The sequence below is a fragment of the Arthrobacter sp. R3-55 genome (assembly GCF_054161505.1).
In genome coordinates this window covers 4,094,212-4,110,301 of sequence record NZ_CP096423.1, presented here as the reverse complement: position 1 = coordinate 4,110,301, position 16,090 = coordinate 4,094,212, and the positions used below count along the sequence as shown (strand labels likewise).

Here is a 16,090-nt window from a genome sequence, read left to right as displayed (position 1 = left end):
CGGAATCTGTAGTGCAACGAAAGGCAGCAGCCCGTGATCTTCATTGTGGTCAAGTTCAACGTCAAGCCCGACTGGTCGGAGCGCTGGCTGGACCTGGTGGCCGACTTCACCGAGGCGACCCGCGCTGAACCCGGCAACCTGTGGTTCGACTGGTCCCGCAGTGTGGACAACCCCCACGAGTTCGTCCTGGTGGAAGCCTTCGAAGACGATGCCGCCGAGGCCCACGTCAACAGCGATCACTTCAAGAAAGCCATGGCGGACATGCCCCAGGCCTTGGTGGAGACCCCCCACATCATCAGCCGCCAGTTCGAAGGCAGCGGCTGGGACCGCATGGGTGAGCTGACCATCGAATAGCTAGTCCTCGCTATGCAGCTCCCGCTGCCGTGCGCTCAGCAGCTCAAACTCCGGCCGGGCAGCCACGAACCGTTCAACGGCGTCGAGCACTTGCTGCAGGTGTGCGTGGTCCGGGGCCACCAGCGCCGCGCCGATCAAGGCGCGTCGATGCTGGTCCTGGAGCCCGGTCTCTGCAGCAGAGACGTCGAAGCGCCGTTTCAGCTCCGCCACCAGGGGACGGACCATGGAGCGCTTCTCCTTGAGGCTATGGACATCGCCCAAAAGGACATCGAATTCAACCCAGCCGATCCACATGGTTCATTATCGCCGCAGGTCAACGCCATAAGGAATGCGTTCTTGATCGAAACTTGAGCAAACCCAGCAAGGCACCTTGAGTTCGGTTCGGCAGTGTCTATGAGGTTGGCCGTACAACGGCCCGGACTCATTCGCTGCTAGTTACTCAGGACTGACATCGTGCCCCAAACCCCTGCCCGGCCCCGCCCGCGCCTCCACAACCGACCCCAGGCGATCAGGATCCTGCTAGCCTGCGCCGCGATCCTCTCACTGGCCACCGTCGGTGCGCCGGCAGCAACCGCTGCACCTGCACCTGCACCCGGACAGGGACCGGCAGTGCGGGCGTCCTCCAGTGTTTCCGCACTCGCCGGCCAGACCGAGCAAGTGGTATCGGTGCCAGTGACGGCAGGCTTGGAGCCCACCCGGGTAAAGGGCACCATTCTGGTCTCGGGAAAGCCCGAGGGCACCGTCCGGGCCACGGTCAACGGCCGGGTCATCCTCGAAAGCAACGCAGCAGCCACCGTTCCCCTGGACGAAGCCGTCAGCAATGCCGACGTCGTGGGCCAGCAGCTCACAGTGGGGCTGCAATTCATTCCGGTCACCCAAACCATGTGCGTCATGTCCACCTCAACCGCCACCCTGAACAACCTGGTGGTCGACGTCAGCGGGACCGCCAAGGTTCCCACCACGGTGGGCGAGTTCTTCCCGGCGTCCGTGCCCGCCGTCGTACTTCCCGTCCCCGCGGATCCCGGTGCCGACGTTTCGGCGGCCATCATGACGGCGTCGGCTGCCATGGCCCAGCGCTACCCGGAGGCCGCGGTCAGCGTAGTCCCCGAAGCCGAACTTGAAACGCGAGTAGCAAACCTTCCGGCGGGCAGCCGGATCCTTAGCGTCATCACCGACCAGGGCGAAACGGCCACCAGGCTGGCCACTGCGGCCGGCTTCCCGCAGCTCATCCTCAGCGGCCACGACGAAAAGCTCCGCACCGCAGCCCGCGCGCTCGCCAGCGACAAAACCGCGCTCGCCGTGACGTCCTCGGTCACCGGATTGACCTCGGCATTGCCAACTGCTGCTGGACTGACCCAAAGCCTCAAGGACCTGGGCAGCTCCACGCTCAAGCTCTCCGGCTACGGCACCCCGGAATCGTACGTGGGCGTGAGCCAGTCGCAATTCGGCGGCCCGGTTTCGTCCGTGAAAGTCCAGCTCAAGGGCACACACACTGCGGTCCCGGACAACGCCCAAGCGCAGCTTTCGGTCTTCTGGAACGACTACCTGCTCAGTTCCAGAAACCTCGACGGCGGTGACACCTTCACGGTGGACGCTGAAGTCCCGGCGGGACAGCTTCAGGCAAGGAACGGCCTCCGGATCCGGCTCGCGGCCCTCCCGGCAGGCGGCGACTGCAGCGGCCCCGCAGGCGTCATTCCCATGGAGATCACCCTGGACACCGCAGGCAGCACCCTCACAGCTGTCCGGGGCGGTTCCACCAAGGCCGGCTTCGCCAGGTTCCCCCAGGCTTTTGGACAGAGCGTTCCCGTGGCGTTCGGTGACCACAATGCCCAGGCCAACACCGTCAACGCTGCCACGCTGGTAGCTTCCCTGCAGCGTGACGGCGCTTCCCTGCTTGATACCCGTGTGGTTGGCCTCGAGGAGCTGGCAGCTTCCAGTGAGTCCGGGCTGGTGGTGGGCGCCACCGCCGAGGTTGCCAACAAGCTGTCCGCACCGTTGCGTCTGGCGGAGTTCCGCACCATCTCGCCCGACGACGTCGAGTACGGCGTGGGAGCTTCGGCACCGTATGGCGTGCTGGAGGCCTTTGAAAAGGATGGCCGGGATCTGCTGATGCTCGGCGCCTGGGCGCCGGAGAATGACGCTGCTGCCGCTTCCACGCTCCAGGCATCATTGGCCTCACATGTGGGTGCTGTTGAAGGCGGTTGGGCATCGTTGTCCCGGAACCTCCTGGTCACCCAGCCCTCCGGAACGCCCGTGCTGCTGGAAAGCAACGTAGTGGTTCCGCAGAAGGCAGTCACCGACGATTACCGTCCCTACGCCTGGTGGATCGGCGGGGCAGTGCTGGTGCTGGGCCTGGCCTACGCCGCACGGACCGTGCTCCTGAGGCGGCGTGCCCGGGCGGCGCGGGCCTACGTGGACGCTGAACAGGCGGAGGCCACCCCCGATCATGGCAACTAACGCCTGGGTACGGCTCGGTGCGCCGGTGATGGGCCGCAAGGTTCCCGGCACTCGAATCGTCGCGGTGGTGTCCCTGCTGGTGGGCTACCTTGCCTGCCTCTACACGATCGGCAACGGCAGCAACCTGGATTACTCCGACGCCCAAAGCCACCTGACCATTGCCCGGCGTATCTTCGACAGCAAAGCACCCGGCTTTGAACAGTTGGGCACCGTCTGGCTGCCCATGCCCCACCTGTTGCTGGCTCCGTTCGTGCTGAACATGTGGTTGTTCAGCACGGGCTGGGCCGCCGGAATCCTGGGAATCCTGGCATTGTCCGCCACCACCACCGGGCTGTACTTGATCGCCGCGCGCCTGGGGTTGGGCCGGGCCGGACGGCTCGCCACCACCCTGGTGGTCCTGGCCAACCCAGCCGTCCTCTACGTCTACACCACGGCGCTGACCGAGCCGGTGCTGATCATGTGCATTGTGGGCGGCATGGCCGGGCTGGCGCATTGGGCCACCAGCCGACGCCGGATGAGCGCCGGAGAGCTCGCCGTTTTCGCGGGGATTCCCTCGGCCGCCGCAGTGCTGTCCCGGTACGAAGGCTGGGCGCTGGTGATGACAGGGACCATCTTTGTCCTGATCGTGACCATGCGCCGAACCCGGGCTTGGCGGGAAGCCCTGATCATGGCCGGCGGCTATGTGATGATCCCGGCCGCAGCTGTCCTCTGGTGGATCTCCTACAACTGGGCCATCTACGGGAACCCGCTGGAGTTCATGTTCGGGCAGTACTCCGCCTACGCCCAGCAGAAAAACATCACCGACGGCGGCCTGTTGCCAACCAAGGGCAACGCGGGACTCACGCTGACTACTTTCCATTGGTCGCTGCTGGAGACAGTCGGCGTCGTCGTCCTCGCCCTGGCGGCATGCGGCGCCGTCGTGCTTGTTTTCCGGAGGGGATTTGCCAACAGCACCTTGCTGGTGGCGGTGACCGGCAGCGCTTACGCCTTTGCGCTGCTGAGCCTGTTCCTGGGCCAGACGGCCATCAACAACGATCATTCGCTGCCGTCCACCTGGTGGAACAACCGGTTCGCGTTGACGGCCTTACCGCTGGTGACCATCCTGGTGGCCGTCTTGGTAGAGGAGCTCAGCCGGCCGGCGCGGATCAGGCCCGTGGTGATGGGCGCTTTGCTGGCCGGGCTGGTGATGCAAAACGCCTGGTGGGCTGGGGACCCCGCAGGCCGGCTTGCCGTGTTGGCAGAGGGCCGGATGTCCGCAGAATCCACCGCGAACTCCACCGCCGCCGCACGATGGCTCAAAGAGCATTACCAGTCCGGCGGAATCCTTATGGATGAGAGCGCCAGGGGCAACGCCGTGCTCCCCGTCATGGGAATTCCGCTCAAGGAAATCTATAACCGGGCCTCCGGGGACTACTTCGGTCCGGCGCTCCAGGACCCTGCAAAGTACGCGCAGTGGGTGTTCGTGAACGTTGAAGCCGGGACGGGAGCGCGGGATTCGGGACCCACTGATCTGGTGTACCAGGCGATCAGCACAGACCCATCCTTCACGGTCCAGTACTCCTTGGCTTTCTCGACTCCCACCCACCGGATCTATGAAAGGTCCTCGCACTGATGACTTCGTCCCCTGACCTTGCCGATGCCACCATGAACCGGCAATCAATCGGCCAGACGCTGCTCGCTGCCGGACTCGTCACCCCCGAACAGCTGCAGCGTGCGCTGGACCGGGCCGCCAGCGAGGGCGGCTTGCTGGGCAGGCACCTGATCCTGGAAGCCGGGCTGGACCGCCGTCGAATATATGAAGTGTTGGCCCGGCATTGGGATGCGCCGCTTGTTGACTTGGTGGCCGAACCCGTGGATGACCGGCTGATGGAGCTGCTCGGCTACAGCGGGTTGGGGGAGCCGCGATGGCTGCCGTGGCGGATGGACGGAGACGTTCTGACGGTAGTCACTGCGGTGGCCCCCTCCGCAGCGATCGCCGAGGAGGCCGCCCTGAGGTTCGGGGCGGGCGACGTCATTTTCCGCACCACCACTGACTGGGACATCAACCAGTCAATCCAGCGTTCCTTCCGCCGCCACCTCCTCTACGAATCCGCCGAGCGCCTCGCGGAGGAACGCCCGGGGGAATCTGCGCGCATTGCCCTGACACCGTGGCAGCGAATCCTTCCGGTAGTCCTGGTCCTGGGAATCATCGCTGCGTTCGTGTTCTCACCGCTGACGGCGGTGATCGTGCTGTTGGCAGCGGCCAACATCGTCTTCCTGGTGAGCATCGGCTTCAAGACGCTCGCCAGCCTTCGCAGTCCCTTCGACCGGATGCACGACGCCGCCGTGCTCAAGGCCCGGGACAAGGAGCGGGCCAGCCGCGGCCTGCCGCCCCTGGCTGAAGAAAGGGTTCCCGACGCCGAGCTACCCGTCTACACCATCCTGGTTCCGGTGTTCCGGGAAGCGAACATCATCGACAAACTGCTGAACAACCTGGGCCAGTTGGACTACCCCCGGTCCAAGCTGGACGTCATGGTTCTCCTGGAAGAAGACGACGCAGAGACCATCGCAGCGGCAAAGGCTTCGCGACCACCGGAATACGTCCGCATCCTCATCGTGCCCAAGGGCGAACCGCAGACCAAGCCCAGGGCCTGCAACTACGGCCTGACATTCGCCCGCGGCGAGTACGTGGTCATCTACGACGCCGAGGACCGCCCCGAACCCGGCCAGCTGCGTGCATCCATCGCAGCGTTCAAACGCGACGAATTCGAACGCGAACACCTCAACCCGAACCGCAAACCGTTGATCTGCGTCCAAGCCGCGCTGAACTACTTCAACGCGGACCAGAACGTCCTGACCCGGATGTTCACTATCGAATACACCCATTGGTTCGACTCGATGCTTCCCGGCTTGGACAACTCAGGAATTCCGCTTCCGCTGGGCGGCACCTCCAACCACTTTGTCACCTCGCTGCTCAAGGAAGTGGGCGCTTGGGACCCCTGGAACGTCACGGAAGATGCGGACCTGGGGCTTCGGGCCGCCGTGGACGGATACCGGGTGGGCGTCATCAACTCCACCACCTGGGAAGAAGCATGCTCGCAGGTACCGGCATGGATCAAGCAACGTACCCGATGGATCAAGGGCTACATGGTGACCTCCGCCGTCAACACCCGGAACACTATGCGGTACATCAAGAGCACAGGCGTTGCCGGCGCCGTCGGGTTCCTGGGCCTGATCCTGGGCACACCCCTGGCGTTTCTGGCCTACCCGCTGGTGGTGGGCTTCACTGTAGTCACGTACATCGGCTACGACATTGTTGGACTGGTCCTGCCCGGATGGCTGTTGGTGGGCGGCGTGGTGTCCATGCTGTTCGGCAACGCCATGATGATCATCGTCTCCGGGGTGGCTACCTTCCGCAGGCACGGCTGGAGGATCGCCATCTTCGCGCTGCTCAACCCGTTCTACTGGGTGCTGCACTCCATAGCGGCCTGGCGGGCGGCCTGGCAGATGCTCACCAGCCCGCACAAGTGGGAGAAGACGCCGCACGGCCTTGAGGCCGAATATCACGACGACGGCCACTGGGTTGGCTGATCTTGAGCAAATCTTGAGCAAATGCCGCAGTGAGATTGAGTAAGCGTAGCCACACTGATCTCAAAGCCGCAGGATGACCAGCTGAGGGGGTTGGACACGGTGCTCGATGCTTTCTCGGTACGGGTTGCTTTAGGCGTGATTACAGTGACCCTCCTGGTGCTGTTCTGCGCCTCCTTCCACCGCACCCGCTCGCCGTATGCCGGCTGGTGGAGCCTGGCCCTGCTGGAGTTCATGGTGGGCAACGCAGCCTTCCTGCTCAACGGCACCCCCCACCAGCAGTGGGCGAATCCCGTGGGCAACATTTTGGTGGTGGCCGGAGCGTTCAGCGTCTGGGCAGGAGCAAAAACCCTGCGGGACCGGAAAGCCGCGCCATGGCAGCTGCTAGTGGGGCCGGCCGTCACCGCAGTGGCGTCCGTCCTGGACAACCCGGGGACCAACGTGTGGTCCGGGGGCTTCGTCTATCTGGCGATGATGACCGCGGGCATAGCGCTGGCCGCCTATGACTTGTGGTTCATCAAGTCTTCGCACTCCCAGGTCCACAAAGCGCTGTCCCTTGCCGCGGGCTTATTGGCTGCCTACTACTTGGGCCGCTGGCTGGTCTTCACACTTGAAGGCCCGTTCAGCCACACCTTCACCACCTACTTCGGACCAGCGCCTTCAGCCCTGATCTCCATGGTGCTCCTGGTCACCGTGTCCTTCAGCATGACCGCCCTGACCAGCGATCAACTCATCAAGGGACTCAAGGAACGGGCTGACCGCGACCACCTGACCGGCCTGCTCAATCGTGGAACTTTCCTGGACCTGGCCACCACGGAGCTCAACCGCTTGCAGTCCACAGGGTCCGGCGCGGCCATAGTCCTTGCCGACCTTGACCATTTCAAGGCGGTCAATGACGAATTCGGCCACGGAGCCGGGGATGTGGCCCTGCAGGCCTTCGCCGAATCCTGCGGCGCCTCTGTCAGGTCCACCGATCTGATCGGACGCTATGGCGGCGAGGAATTCATCCTGTTCCTGCCCGGGGCCACCCAGGACCGGGCCGAGGACATCGCAGCCGAAATCAGCCGCCGGATGGCAGCCGCCCCCGCACCCGAGGGCGTCGCATTCCCCACCATCAGCTACGGAGTCACCTCCAGCATTCCAGAAGGGGCTGACTTGAAATTCATGATTGAGGTGGCCGACGCGGCCCTGTACAGCGCCAAGGCGCAAGGAAGAAACCGGATTGTAGGAGCGGACCGCCTTGAGGCGGCCACGATTGCGGATGAGGCACGATCATGACCATCAACGAACTCACCACCAGGATCCAGATCCAGCACACCCAGGAACTGTCCGCCTTCCGGCAAAGCATCACCAGCCCGCCCTATATGGCCGGGACGCCCACATCACTGAACGCTGACCGCCGATCGGTCCGAATGGGCCCCGTTCAATCGGTGGAAGATACCAACGCCAACCTGACCATTGTGGCCGACGTCGAAGGACTCGCCTGGTTCACTGCGGACAAAGGCCTGCTGGGCAGCTGCATCACGGTCTCGATCGCCGGCCACCGCAGGAACACCGGCACCCGGGTCCACCTTCCGCTGGCCGAATGCGACGCCTGGATCGAGGCAATCCTCGGCGGATCCTGGATCACGCACGTCTACCGCGCCGGCCAGAAAGTGGAGCCTGACGGCAGGCTGGACGTGGCCTCCTACCGGCTCTTCCTGGACGAGCGCCGCCACCCCGTCGCCAAACCCCAGGCCGTCGCCGACACATCGCTGCGACGCCTGGAAGAATCGTGACCAGCACCAAGCCCCGACGACTGGTTGCTACAGACGATTCCCGGATTGAACAACTGGAGCAGCGTGTCCGCACCCTGATGGAGGAACTCCACCAGGTCCGGAATGAGCAACGCCGTGAAGCACTGACCGATGCGCTCACCGGACTCGGCAACCGGGCGGCCTTGATGGATGCCTTCGTTGCTGCCCGGAATGCCGCAGCCGGGGGCGCTGCCCAGCCTGCGGTTCTCCTGATCAACCTTGATGGCTTCAAAGCACTGAAGAACTCCGCCGGCCACGCCGCGGCGGACCAGGTCCTGGTGGCCGTGGCCATGCGGATCCAGTCTGCCGTGCGGGAGGGCGACGTCGTGACCCGTCTGGGTGCCGACGAATTCGCCGTGCTGCTGCCCGCCACGCCCCCAACCCGGGCCACCGCCGTCGGGAACCGCATCCTGGCCGCGCTGGAACCGAACATCGACGTCGGGAACAACAGCGTCCGCTGCGGTGCCAGCATGGGCTTGCGGGCAGCCGAGACCCACCACACCCTGGAGGACCTGCTTCAAGAAGCCGATTTCGCGGTGGAGGAATCCAAGAGCGAGGGCAGGAACAAGCTCAAGGCGTTCGATCCCGCCACGGCGCACGCCCGGCAACTTCAGCGGCAGATTGTGGGGGAACTCCGCGAGGCCATCAGCTCGGACCAACTGGTCCTGAACTACCAGCCGATTGTGGAGCTGGCTACGGGAAGGATCGAAGGCTGTGAGGCCTTGGTCCGGTGGAACCACCCCGTGCATGGCCTGATCATGCCGGACCAGTTCATTCCCGTGGCCGAGGCCACCGGACTCATTGCGGAGCTGGGACGGTGGGTCCTGCGCACCGCCGTTGGACAGTTGCGGCACTGGCGGGAGGATCCGGCCACCGCACAGCATCAGTTCTCCATGCGCATCAATGTCTCCGCCGCGGACCTGCAAAGCCTGGAGTTCGTGGACGATGTCAGCGAAGCCCTGGCCGAGGAAAGCCTGCCGCCCGAAGCGTTGGTCCTGGAGCTGACGGAGAGCGCCATCATCCACAACAATGAGTTGGACCGCTACACCTTGGCGAGCCTGCACAGGCTGGGTGTAGGGCTGGAAATCGACGACTTCGGTGCCGGCTACTCCTCCATGGGCTACTTGCGGAAACTGCCCGTGGACCGGGTGAAAGTGGACCGGCAGTTCGTGAAGGACCTTGGGAAGGACCCTTCCCAACTCAAGTTCCTGGCCGCCATCCAGGACGTCATCCGGTCCTGCGGGCTCGAAGGGGTGTGGGAGGGCATTGAAACCGCCGAGGAGGCAGAAGCCCTCCGCAGCATTGGCTGCACCAGCGGCCAAGGGTACTACTTTGGCAGGCCGTTGCCCGGGCCCGAGTTCACCGAGCAGCTGGTCCGGCAGCGGACCTGGCCTGGGTAAACCGCCGCGGACACGCGCAAGGCCCCGGTACTCTCCGAGCACCGGGGCCTTGCGACGTTAGCTGTCCTTAGCCGAAGTACTTCGGCAGGGTTCCTTCGTGTGCTTCGCGGAGGGCGTCCAGGGAGAGCTCCTCTACGCCGTTGATCTCCAGCTTTCCACCGGCAGCGTCAACAACGCCGATCCGGAGGTGGGCGAAGCCGCGGGCCGTGCACATGTCCTTGAAACGGACTTCCTCGGAGCGGGGCACGGACACGACGGCCCGGGCCTGGGTCTCGGAGAAGAGGGCCGTGAAGAGGTCCACGCCGTCGCGCTCCATGAGTTCCTCAAGGGCGATCCGGGCACCGACGCCGTAGCGCAGCGAGGACTCCACCAAGGCAGCCGCGAGGCCGCCTTCGGAGAGGTCGTGTGCTGCGTCAACCATGCCGTCGCGGGAAGCGTTGATCAGGATCTCGCCCAACGCGCGCTCAGCCGCGAGGTCCACCTTCGGCGGCAAACCACCGAGGTGTCCGCGAAGGTTGGACCATTCCGAACCGTCCAGTTCTGCTGCGGTGGTACCCAGCAGGTAGATGGCCTGGCCGTCCTCGCGCCAACCCGACGGCGTACGGCGGGCGACGTCGTCGAGCTTGCCCAGGACTGCCACCACAGGGGAGGGGTGGATCGGCGTGGTGCCGGTCTGGTTGTACAAGGAGACGTTGCCGCCGGTCACCGGGATGCCGAGTTCCATGCAGGCGTCAGACAGGCCACGGATGGCTTCGGCAAGCTGCCACATGACATCCGGGTCCTCGGGGGAGCCGAAGTTCAGGCAGTCGCTGACGGCCATCGGAACGGCGCCGGAGGTAGCGACGTTACGGTAGGCCTCAGCCAAAGCCAGTTGCGCGCCCTGGTAGGGCTCAAGGTAGGTGTAGCGGCCGTTGGCGTCGGTAGCCAAGGCAACGCCCAGGCCGGTTTCCTCGTCAACGCGGACTACGCCGGAGTCATCCGGGAACGCCATGGCGGTGTTGCCGCCAACGTAGCGGTCGTACTGGTTGGTGATCCAGGCCTTGGAGCACATGTTCGGCGACGCCACCAGCTCAGTGACGGCTGCTGCAAGCTCGGAGGGAGCCGACGGACGGCCGGCGTCTTCCACGGAACCGGTGAAGGTGTTGGCCTGCACCGAGTCCTGCCACTCCGGGCGGGCGAACGGACGGTCGTAGACCGGGCCGTCGTGCGCAACGGTGCGGGGATCGACGTCGACGATTACCTCGCCTTCCCAGGTGATGATGAGGCGGCCGGTATCGGTCACTTCACCCAACCAGGAGTACTCCACGGCCCACTTGTCCATCACAGCTTCAAACGCTTCGATGTTCTCCGGGGTGACCACGGCCATCATGCGTTCCTGCGACTCGGACATGAGGATCTCGCCCGGAGTCAGCGTGGGGTCGCGCAGCAGGACGGAGGTGAGCTCCACCTCCATGCCGCCGTCGCCGTTGGAGGCGAGCTCGGACGTGGCGCAGGAGATGCCTGCCGCGCCCAGGTCCTGGATGCCTTCAACCAGGGAGCCCTTGAAGAGCTCCAGGCAGCACTCAATGAGGACCTTCTCAGCGAAGGGGTCGCCCACCTGGACGGCCGGACGCTTGGAGGGCTTGGTGTCATCGAAGGACTCCGAGGCCAGCACCGAAGCGCCGCCAATGCCGTCGCCGCCGGTGCGTGCACCGAAGAGGACAACCTTGTTGCCCTTGCCGGAGGCGTTGGCCAGGCGGATGTCCTCATGGCGCATGACGCCTACGGCCAGTGCGTTCACCAGCGGGTTGCCCTGGTAGACGGAGTCGAACACCATTTCGCCACCGATGTTCGGCAGGCCAAGGCAGTTGCCGTAGCCGCCGATGCCTGCGACGGCACCGTGCATGACGCGGGCGGTGTCCGGGTGGTCGATCGCGCCAAAGCGCAGCGGGTCCATCACGGCAACCGGGCGGGCACCCATGGAGATGATGTCGCGGACAATGCCGCCGATGCCGGTAGCGGCACCCTGGTAAGGCTCAACGAACGACGGCGAGTTGTGGGACTCGATCTTGAACGTCACGGCCCAGCCGTCGCCGAGGTTGGTGACGCCGGCGTTCTCGCCGATGCCCACCAGCATGTCCTTCTTCATTTCCTCGGTGACCTTCTCGCCGAACTGGCGGAGGTGGTTCTTGGAGGACTTGTAGGAGCAGTGCTCGCTCCACATGACGGAGTACATGGCCAGCTCGGCGCCGGTGGGGCGGCGGCCGAGGACCTTGACGATCTCATCGAATTCGTTCTGTTTCAGGCCCAGCTCGGCCCACGGGAGTTCCGTGTCCGGGGTCTTGGCAGCGTGCTCAACGGTGTCGATGTTGAACTTCTTGGTGGTTTCCGTGGTCACTTGTCGCCTCCCACAATCTTGGTCAGTACGGAGGTGAAGAAACCGAGGCCGTCGGTGTCGCGGGGAGCGCCATCAAGGGACTCGGGACCGAAGCCGGTCTCCACAGCGTGCTCCGGGTGCGGCATGAGGCCCACCACGTTGCCGGCTGCGTTGGAGATGCCGGCGATGTCGCGGCGGGAGCCGTTCGGGTTGAAGCCCACGTAGCGGAACACCACGCGGCCCTCAGCCTCGAGGGCATCCAGGGTCTTCTCGTCAGCGATGTACTGGCCGTCCTGGTTCTTCAACGGCACGATGATTTCCTGGCCATCCGTGTAGTCCACGGTCCAGGCAGTGTTGGCGTTCTCCACGCGCAACGTCTGGTCCCGGCAGATGAACTTCAGGTGGTCGTTCTTGATCATGGAACCGGGCAGCAGGTGCGATTCGGTCAGGATCTGGAAACCGTTGCAAATACCCAGCACGGGGAGCTTCGCCTCGGAATTCGCTGCATCGATGATCTTGGACATCAACGGAGCGAAACGCGAAATAGCGCCGGCACGGAGGTAGTCACCATAGGAGAAACCACCGGGGATGATGACGGCATCAACATCGCCCAGCTCGGAGTCCGCATGCCACAAGGACACGGCAGTACCGCCTGCAAGACGCACTGCGCGGGCGGCATCGCGGTCATCAAGGGTGCCCGGGAAGGTCACCACGCCGATCTTGGCGCCGGCGAGGCGGGGCTCTGCGGCGATGGCCACGGCCTCGCCAATCAGGGGAATCGACGTCATATCAGGCCTCGACGACCTCGACGTTGACAACATCCTCGATCACCGGGTTGGACAGGAGAGTCTCGGCAGCTTCGCGGGCCTGGGCCAGGATAGCGTCGGTCACCTCGCCGTCGACGGTCAGTTCGAAGCGCTTGCCCTGGCGGACTGCGCTGAAGCTGTTGAAGCCGAGGCGGGGCAGAGCACCCACGATGGCCTTCCCCTGGGGGTCCAGAATCTCGGGCTTGGGCATGACGTCAACGACGATCCGGGGCATCCGGTAACTCCTGTGCGTGAGTTGGGTGAACCTTAAATAAGGCTGCCGCGGAGGTGCCGTCTCACGCCGTTCAGCCGCATCCAAACAGCGTTTCAGCACAGGGCTGAAGACGATGTGAACTGCAATGTTTGAACGGCATGGGGGGCGCTCCGCGAGCTTGCACACCTATTCTACCGGGATCAACGCGCATACCCTATTCAGCCGGATTGCGCGAGGGCACCCCGCCGTGGCGGTCCAAAAAGACCCGCTGAAGGCCGACGGCGGCACTTTCCCGGGGTGTCCGGCGTCACTAGGATTGCGGCATGGCTGAGAAACCGAAATCGATGGTGCTGGGTGTTGTGGCCGCGGCAGTTTTTGCGGGTTTGGGCCGGATGGTGATCCAGAAAATCGCGGCGGACAGAGCGGCACGGAACAACCGTGTGACTGCTCCCCTGGATGCAGAAACGCGCGCCAGGATCAGTGACGCTTTGCGTACTCCAAGTAAGTGAAACCTAACCTTGGAAGTGCCGTTTTTCGGCGGAATGGCGCGGATTAGGGCACATACAAATGCGCTATTCAAAGCGGTTAAATGATGTGATTCCGGCGTATTTTGGAAAGTACACGCGGGGTTCGCCCCAGTACTATTCAGGATCCAAACCAGGAGGAACAATGACCGACCACATTGCCGAAGTATCCGCCTGTAGCGTTGGCAGCTGCGGCTTCAACCACGATGGCTGCACCGCTTTTGGAATCACCATCGGTGGAACCCAGGATCACGCTTCCTGCGCAACCTTCATTGACACCAATGCCATGGGCGGCCTTCCCAAGGTCCTTGCCCACGTGGGCGCCTGCCAGCGCTCGGAGTGCGTCCACAACAACAACCTCATGTGCGAGGCACACGACGTCAAGGTGGGCCCGGGCCGCGAGGCCGCGGACTGCCTGACCTACGAGCACGCCTGATATCTCCTGACGAACAAAAAAGGATCCCCGCCTCGAAAGAGGCGGGGATCCTTTTTGCGGTTTAGCCCACCTTGGGGTTGTCCGCGTCCTGCAACTCCTGCTCGGCCACGGCTTGAATCATCGCCAGGAGCTCGGGGTCCAGCCCGGGGGCGAACTCCTCCTTGCGTTCGGGAGCCATAGTCATGGGGAAGCCGTCAGGCATGACGTCGGTGGTCAGCTCGGTGCCGTCGTTGGACGGCGAAGCGCCGCGGTAGAGCTTCCCTGCCTCGCTGAGGTTGTCCGCGCTGAAGGTGTACTGGACGCTCTGCAGGCCCGTGTCCAGGAGTTTCTTCACCTCAGGGAATTGCTCGGCGTTGGTCTTCGGAATCGGGAGGACCTTGCCCCAGTTCACGCCCAGGCTCTCCAGGGCCTTGGCATAGGCATTCTCATGGGCTTGGTCGCGGACAATCAGGTACGCGATGGTGGAGCGTGCGGTCTTGTTCTCCGTCATCTCGTAGATGCGGCACTTCTGCAGCCTGCCCGTGGATTCGAGCATCAGGTTGTACAGCAGGTCCAGGACCAGGTTTCCACTGTTGTAGACGTACGAACCGCTCCACGGGTTGCCGGCGGCGTCCACGGGCAGGGCGCCCTGGGCGCCTACCAGGTAGTGGTGGATGTTGCTGTGGTCCAAGGCGATCTTCAAGGGGGTGGCTCCCTTGGCTCCGGGCTCGTCCACGGGATCGGTCTTCTTGCCCTGGTAGCGCGGTGAGCCATCCAGGAGGCGGGAAATGGTGGTTCCGATGAGTTCCACGTGGCTGATCTCTTCGGTGCCGATGCCCTGAAGCAGATCCTTGTAAGGCTTGGAGGCGGGGTCGCCGCGGAAGTTCATGCTCTGGAAGAGGTACTGCATCATGGTTCGCATTTCGCCGAACTGGCCGCCCAGTCCTTCCTGGAGTGCGTTGGCTGCAGCGGGGTCAGGCTCGTCTACGGCAATTTCGTTGATGAGAAGTTGGGTGTGCAGGTACATTGCGATTCCTCACGTTGTTCATGCTGCCTGTGGGGTGGAAACCCTCTGCTGGCCACCCCGAACCACCCCACCATAAGCATGCTTACTATTCAGAGGCAATGAAAAATACTGATTTTTGGTGGCCAGGCGTCAGCCGGCAACCTGGTTGGTCAGGGGCTTCCCGTCCTTGAGCGCACTGATGTTGGCCAGGACCAGCTTTGCTGCACCTTTGGGGCGGTTGCCCGCAACGTGGGGCGTGATGATCAGGTTTGATGCGCCCCACAGCGCGGAATCGGCGGGCAGCGGTTCCTTCTTGGTGACATCCAGGGCAGCGACCCGCAGGCTGCCGTCTTCCAGGGCTGCGAGCAGGGCGTCTTCATCCACCGTTGCGCCGCGGCCAACATTGACAAAGATGGCGGTGTCCGGAAGGGCTTGGAGGATATCGCGGTTCAGGGCATTGGCGGTTTCCGGAGTGGCCGGCAGGATCGAGACCAGGATGTCGGTACCGCGCAGGACTTCCTGGAATTCGTCGTCCGCCACCACGGGGAAGCCGTAACGCTCGCCTTTGGAGCTGGCGACGCCGGTGACGTTCGCACCCAGGGCGGCCAGCAGGGGAGCCAGCCGGCCCGCGATTGAACCGAAGCCCCAGATGGTGACATTGGCGTCGTCGAGCGTGTAGAGCTGCTCGGTGTCAGGCGCGGACTGGGCCGCGTTGTACGGCTCGTTCCAGGTGGCGGCCTGCTGGGACTCCATGAGTTGGTCCATGCGGCGGACCGCAGCCAAAATCAGTGCCAAGGCGTGTTCGGCCACGGGGCCATCGTGAAGCGAGCGACCGGAGGTGATGGCCACGTTCTCCGCGAAACCCGCTGCCAGCACGGAATCCGGGCCGGCTGCCAGGGTCTGTACCAGCTTGAGTGCGCGCAGTTCCTTGGCGGCATCGGCCAGGTTCTCCCGGGTGTTTCGCCAGGCAACCAGGACCTCTGCATCGCGGTGTTCGGCGGGAATGGGCTCGTCCACGGCGTAGACCACCACGTTCTCTCCTGCGGCTGAGAGTTGGGAGAGGTCCAGTTTGATGGTGTCGGGGACGAGGATTTTCACTTCAACTCCTGGGATGGCGCGGCTCGGGCATTCGCCTTTGAGGCTACCTCCTTGGTGCCGGGGCAGGGCTTTCCGCCTTCATCTCTGGCAATGTGAC

Annotated in this window: 15 protein-coding genes; 9 read left to right on the top strand and 6 right to left on the bottom strand. The window is 64.0% G+C overall.

The genetic code is table 11. The annotated features are described in order from the left end of the window. Positions 1–33 precede the first annotated feature (33 nt). Positions 34–354, top strand: coding sequence for a putative quinol monooxygenase (locus tag M1D51_RS18720; protein WP_458107565.1), 321 nt, complete (start codon positions 34–36; stop codon positions 352–354). On the opposite strand, the gene M1D51_RS18715 is transcribed toward M1D51_RS18720, so the two are convergent. Then, positions 355–648: a DUF503 domain-containing protein gene (locus M1D51_RS18715; RefSeq protein WP_159705695.1), complete on the bottom strand. Its 294-nt coding sequence runs from the start codon at positions 646–648 to the stop codon at positions 355–357. 159 nt (positions 649–807) lie between these two features. Here M1D51_RS18715 and M1D51_RS18710 point away from each other — a divergent pair, with 159 nt between their 5' ends. From M1D51_RS18710 to M1D51_RS18685, 6 genes are all read left to right on the top strand, one after another. Beyond that, positions 808–2,811, top strand: coding sequence for a cellulose biosynthesis cyclic di-GMP-binding regulatory protein BcsB (locus M1D51_RS18710; protein ID WP_458107564.1), 2,004 nt, complete (start codon positions 808–810; stop codon positions 2,809–2,811). Further along, positions 2,801–4,423 (top strand): ArnT family glycosyltransferase, encoded by a 1,623-nt coding sequence (locus M1D51_RS18705; protein ID WP_458107563.1) that lies wholly within the window; start codon positions 2,801–2,803, stop codon positions 4,421–4,423. Before M1D51_RS18710 ends, M1D51_RS18705 begins: the two co-directional genes overlap by 11 nt. Continuing rightward, positions 4,423–6,381 (top strand): glycosyltransferase, encoded by a 1,959-nt coding sequence (locus M1D51_RS18700; protein WP_458107562.1) that lies wholly within the window; start codon positions 4,423–4,425, stop codon positions 6,379–6,381. The genes M1D51_RS18705 and M1D51_RS18700 overlap by 1 nt, the downstream gene beginning before the upstream one ends. A 90-nt stretch (positions 6,382–6,471) precedes the next feature. Then, positions 6,472–7,656 (top strand): GGDEF domain-containing protein, encoded by a 1,185-nt coding sequence (locus tag M1D51_RS18695; protein WP_458107561.1) that lies wholly within the window; start codon positions 6,472–6,474, stop codon positions 7,654–7,656. Continuing rightward, positions 7,653–8,156: a hypothetical protein gene (locus tag M1D51_RS18690; protein WP_172322717.1), complete on the top strand. Its 504-nt coding sequence runs from the start codon at positions 7,653–7,655 to the stop codon at positions 8,154–8,156. Before M1D51_RS18695 ends, M1D51_RS18690 begins: the two co-directional genes overlap by 4 nt. Further along, a complete protein-coding gene (locus M1D51_RS18685) occupies positions 8,153–9,574 on the top strand; it encodes a putative bifunctional diguanylate cyclase/phosphodiesterase (protein ID WP_458107560.1) in 1,422 nt (473 codons plus the stop codon). The genes M1D51_RS18690 and M1D51_RS18685 overlap by 4 nt, the downstream gene beginning before the upstream one ends. Positions 9,575–9,641: 67 nt before the next feature. On the opposite strand, the gene purL is transcribed toward M1D51_RS18685, so the two are convergent. From purL to purS, 3 genes are read right to left on the bottom strand one after another with little or no spacing between them, the layout of a single operon-like run. Beyond that, positions 9,642–11,951 carry a phosphoribosylformylglycinamidine synthase subunit PurL gene (gene purL / locus M1D51_RS18680; RefSeq protein WP_458107559.1) on the bottom strand — a complete coding sequence of 770 codons (2,310 nt, stop codon included), beginning with the start codon at positions 11,949–11,951 and terminating at the stop codon, positions 9,642–9,644. Continuing rightward, positions 11,948–12,718, bottom strand: coding sequence for a phosphoribosylformylglycinamidine synthase subunit PurQ (gene purQ / locus M1D51_RS18675; protein WP_172322720.1), 771 nt, complete (start codon positions 12,716–12,718; stop codon positions 11,948–11,950). The genes purL and purQ overlap by 4 nt, the downstream gene beginning before the upstream one ends. A gap of 1 nt (position 12,719) precedes the next feature. Continuing rightward, a complete protein-coding gene (gene purS / locus M1D51_RS18670) occupies positions 12,720–12,971 on the bottom strand; it encodes a phosphoribosylformylglycinamidine synthase subunit PurS (RefSeq protein WP_011773385.1) in 252 nt (83 codons plus the stop codon). A gap of 302 nt (positions 12,972–13,273) precedes the next feature. On the opposite strand from purS, the gene M1D51_RS18665 reads away from it, so the two are divergent. Together M1D51_RS18665 and M1D51_RS18660 are read left to right on the top strand one after the other, a co-directional pair. Next, complete coding sequence (locus tag M1D51_RS18665; protein ID WP_172322721.1) at positions 13,274–13,459, top strand: hypothetical protein; 186 nt, start codon at positions 13,274–13,276, stop codon at positions 13,457–13,459. Positions 13,460–13,619: 160 nt separating this feature from the next. Further along, positions 13,620–13,910: a DUF1540 domain-containing protein gene (locus tag M1D51_RS18660; protein ID WP_018779990.1), complete on the top strand. Its 291-nt coding sequence runs from the start codon at positions 13,620–13,622 to the stop codon at positions 13,908–13,910. A gap of 61 nt (positions 13,911–13,971) precedes the next feature. Here the strand turns inward: M1D51_RS18660 and M1D51_RS18655 are convergent, their stop codons facing one another. Together M1D51_RS18655 and M1D51_RS18650 are read right to left on the bottom strand one after the other, a co-directional pair. After that, complete coding sequence (locus M1D51_RS18655; protein ID WP_172322722.1) at positions 13,972–14,916, bottom strand: manganese catalase family protein; 945 nt, start codon at positions 14,914–14,916, stop codon at positions 13,972–13,974. Between the two features lie 129 nt (positions 14,917–15,045). Then, the gene (locus tag M1D51_RS18650) at positions 15,046–15,993 is read right to left on the bottom strand and encodes an NAD(P)-dependent oxidoreductase (RefSeq protein ID WP_458107558.1); all 948 of its coding nucleotides are present in this window, start codon (positions 15,991–15,993) and stop codon (positions 15,046–15,048) included. Between the last annotated feature and the right edge of the window lie 97 nt (positions 15,994–16,090).

What these genes read in the sequence shown, in the direction of transcription:
- M1D51_RS18715 (WP_159705695.1), bottom strand. Translation starts at nt 648, where the DNA reads ATGTGGATCGGCTGGGTTGAATTCGATGTCCTTTTGGGCGATGTCCAT.
- M1D51_RS18705 (WP_458107563.1), top strand. Translation starts at nt 2,801, where the DNA reads ATGGCAACTAACGCCTGGGTACGGCTCGGTGCGCCGGTGATGGGCCGC.
- M1D51_RS18700 (WP_458107562.1), top strand. Translation starts at nt 4,423, where the DNA reads ATGACTTCGTCCCCTGACCTTGCCGATGCCACCATGAACCGGCAATCA.
- M1D51_RS18690 (WP_172322717.1), top strand. Translation starts at nt 7,653, where the DNA reads ATGACCATCAACGAACTCACCACCAGGATCCAGATCCAGCACACCCAG.
- purQ (WP_172322720.1), bottom strand. Translation starts at nt 12,718, where the DNA reads ATGACGTCGATTCCCCTGATTGGCGAGGCCGTGGCCATCGCCGCAGAG.
- purS (WP_011773385.1), bottom strand. Translation starts at nt 12,971, where the DNA reads ATGCCCCGGATCGTCGTTGACGTCATGCCCAAGCCCGAGATTCTGGAC.
- M1D51_RS18665 (WP_172322721.1), top strand. Translation starts at nt 13,274, where the DNA reads ATGGCTGAGAAACCGAAATCGATGGTGCTGGGTGTTGTGGCCGCGGCA.
- M1D51_RS18660 (WP_018779990.1), top strand. Translation starts at nt 13,620, where the DNA reads ATGACCGACCACATTGCCGAAGTATCCGCCTGTAGCGTTGGCAGCTGC.
- M1D51_RS18655 (WP_172322722.1), bottom strand. Translation starts at nt 14,916, where the DNA reads ATGTACCTGCACACCCAACTTCTCATCAACGAAATTGCCGTAGACGAG.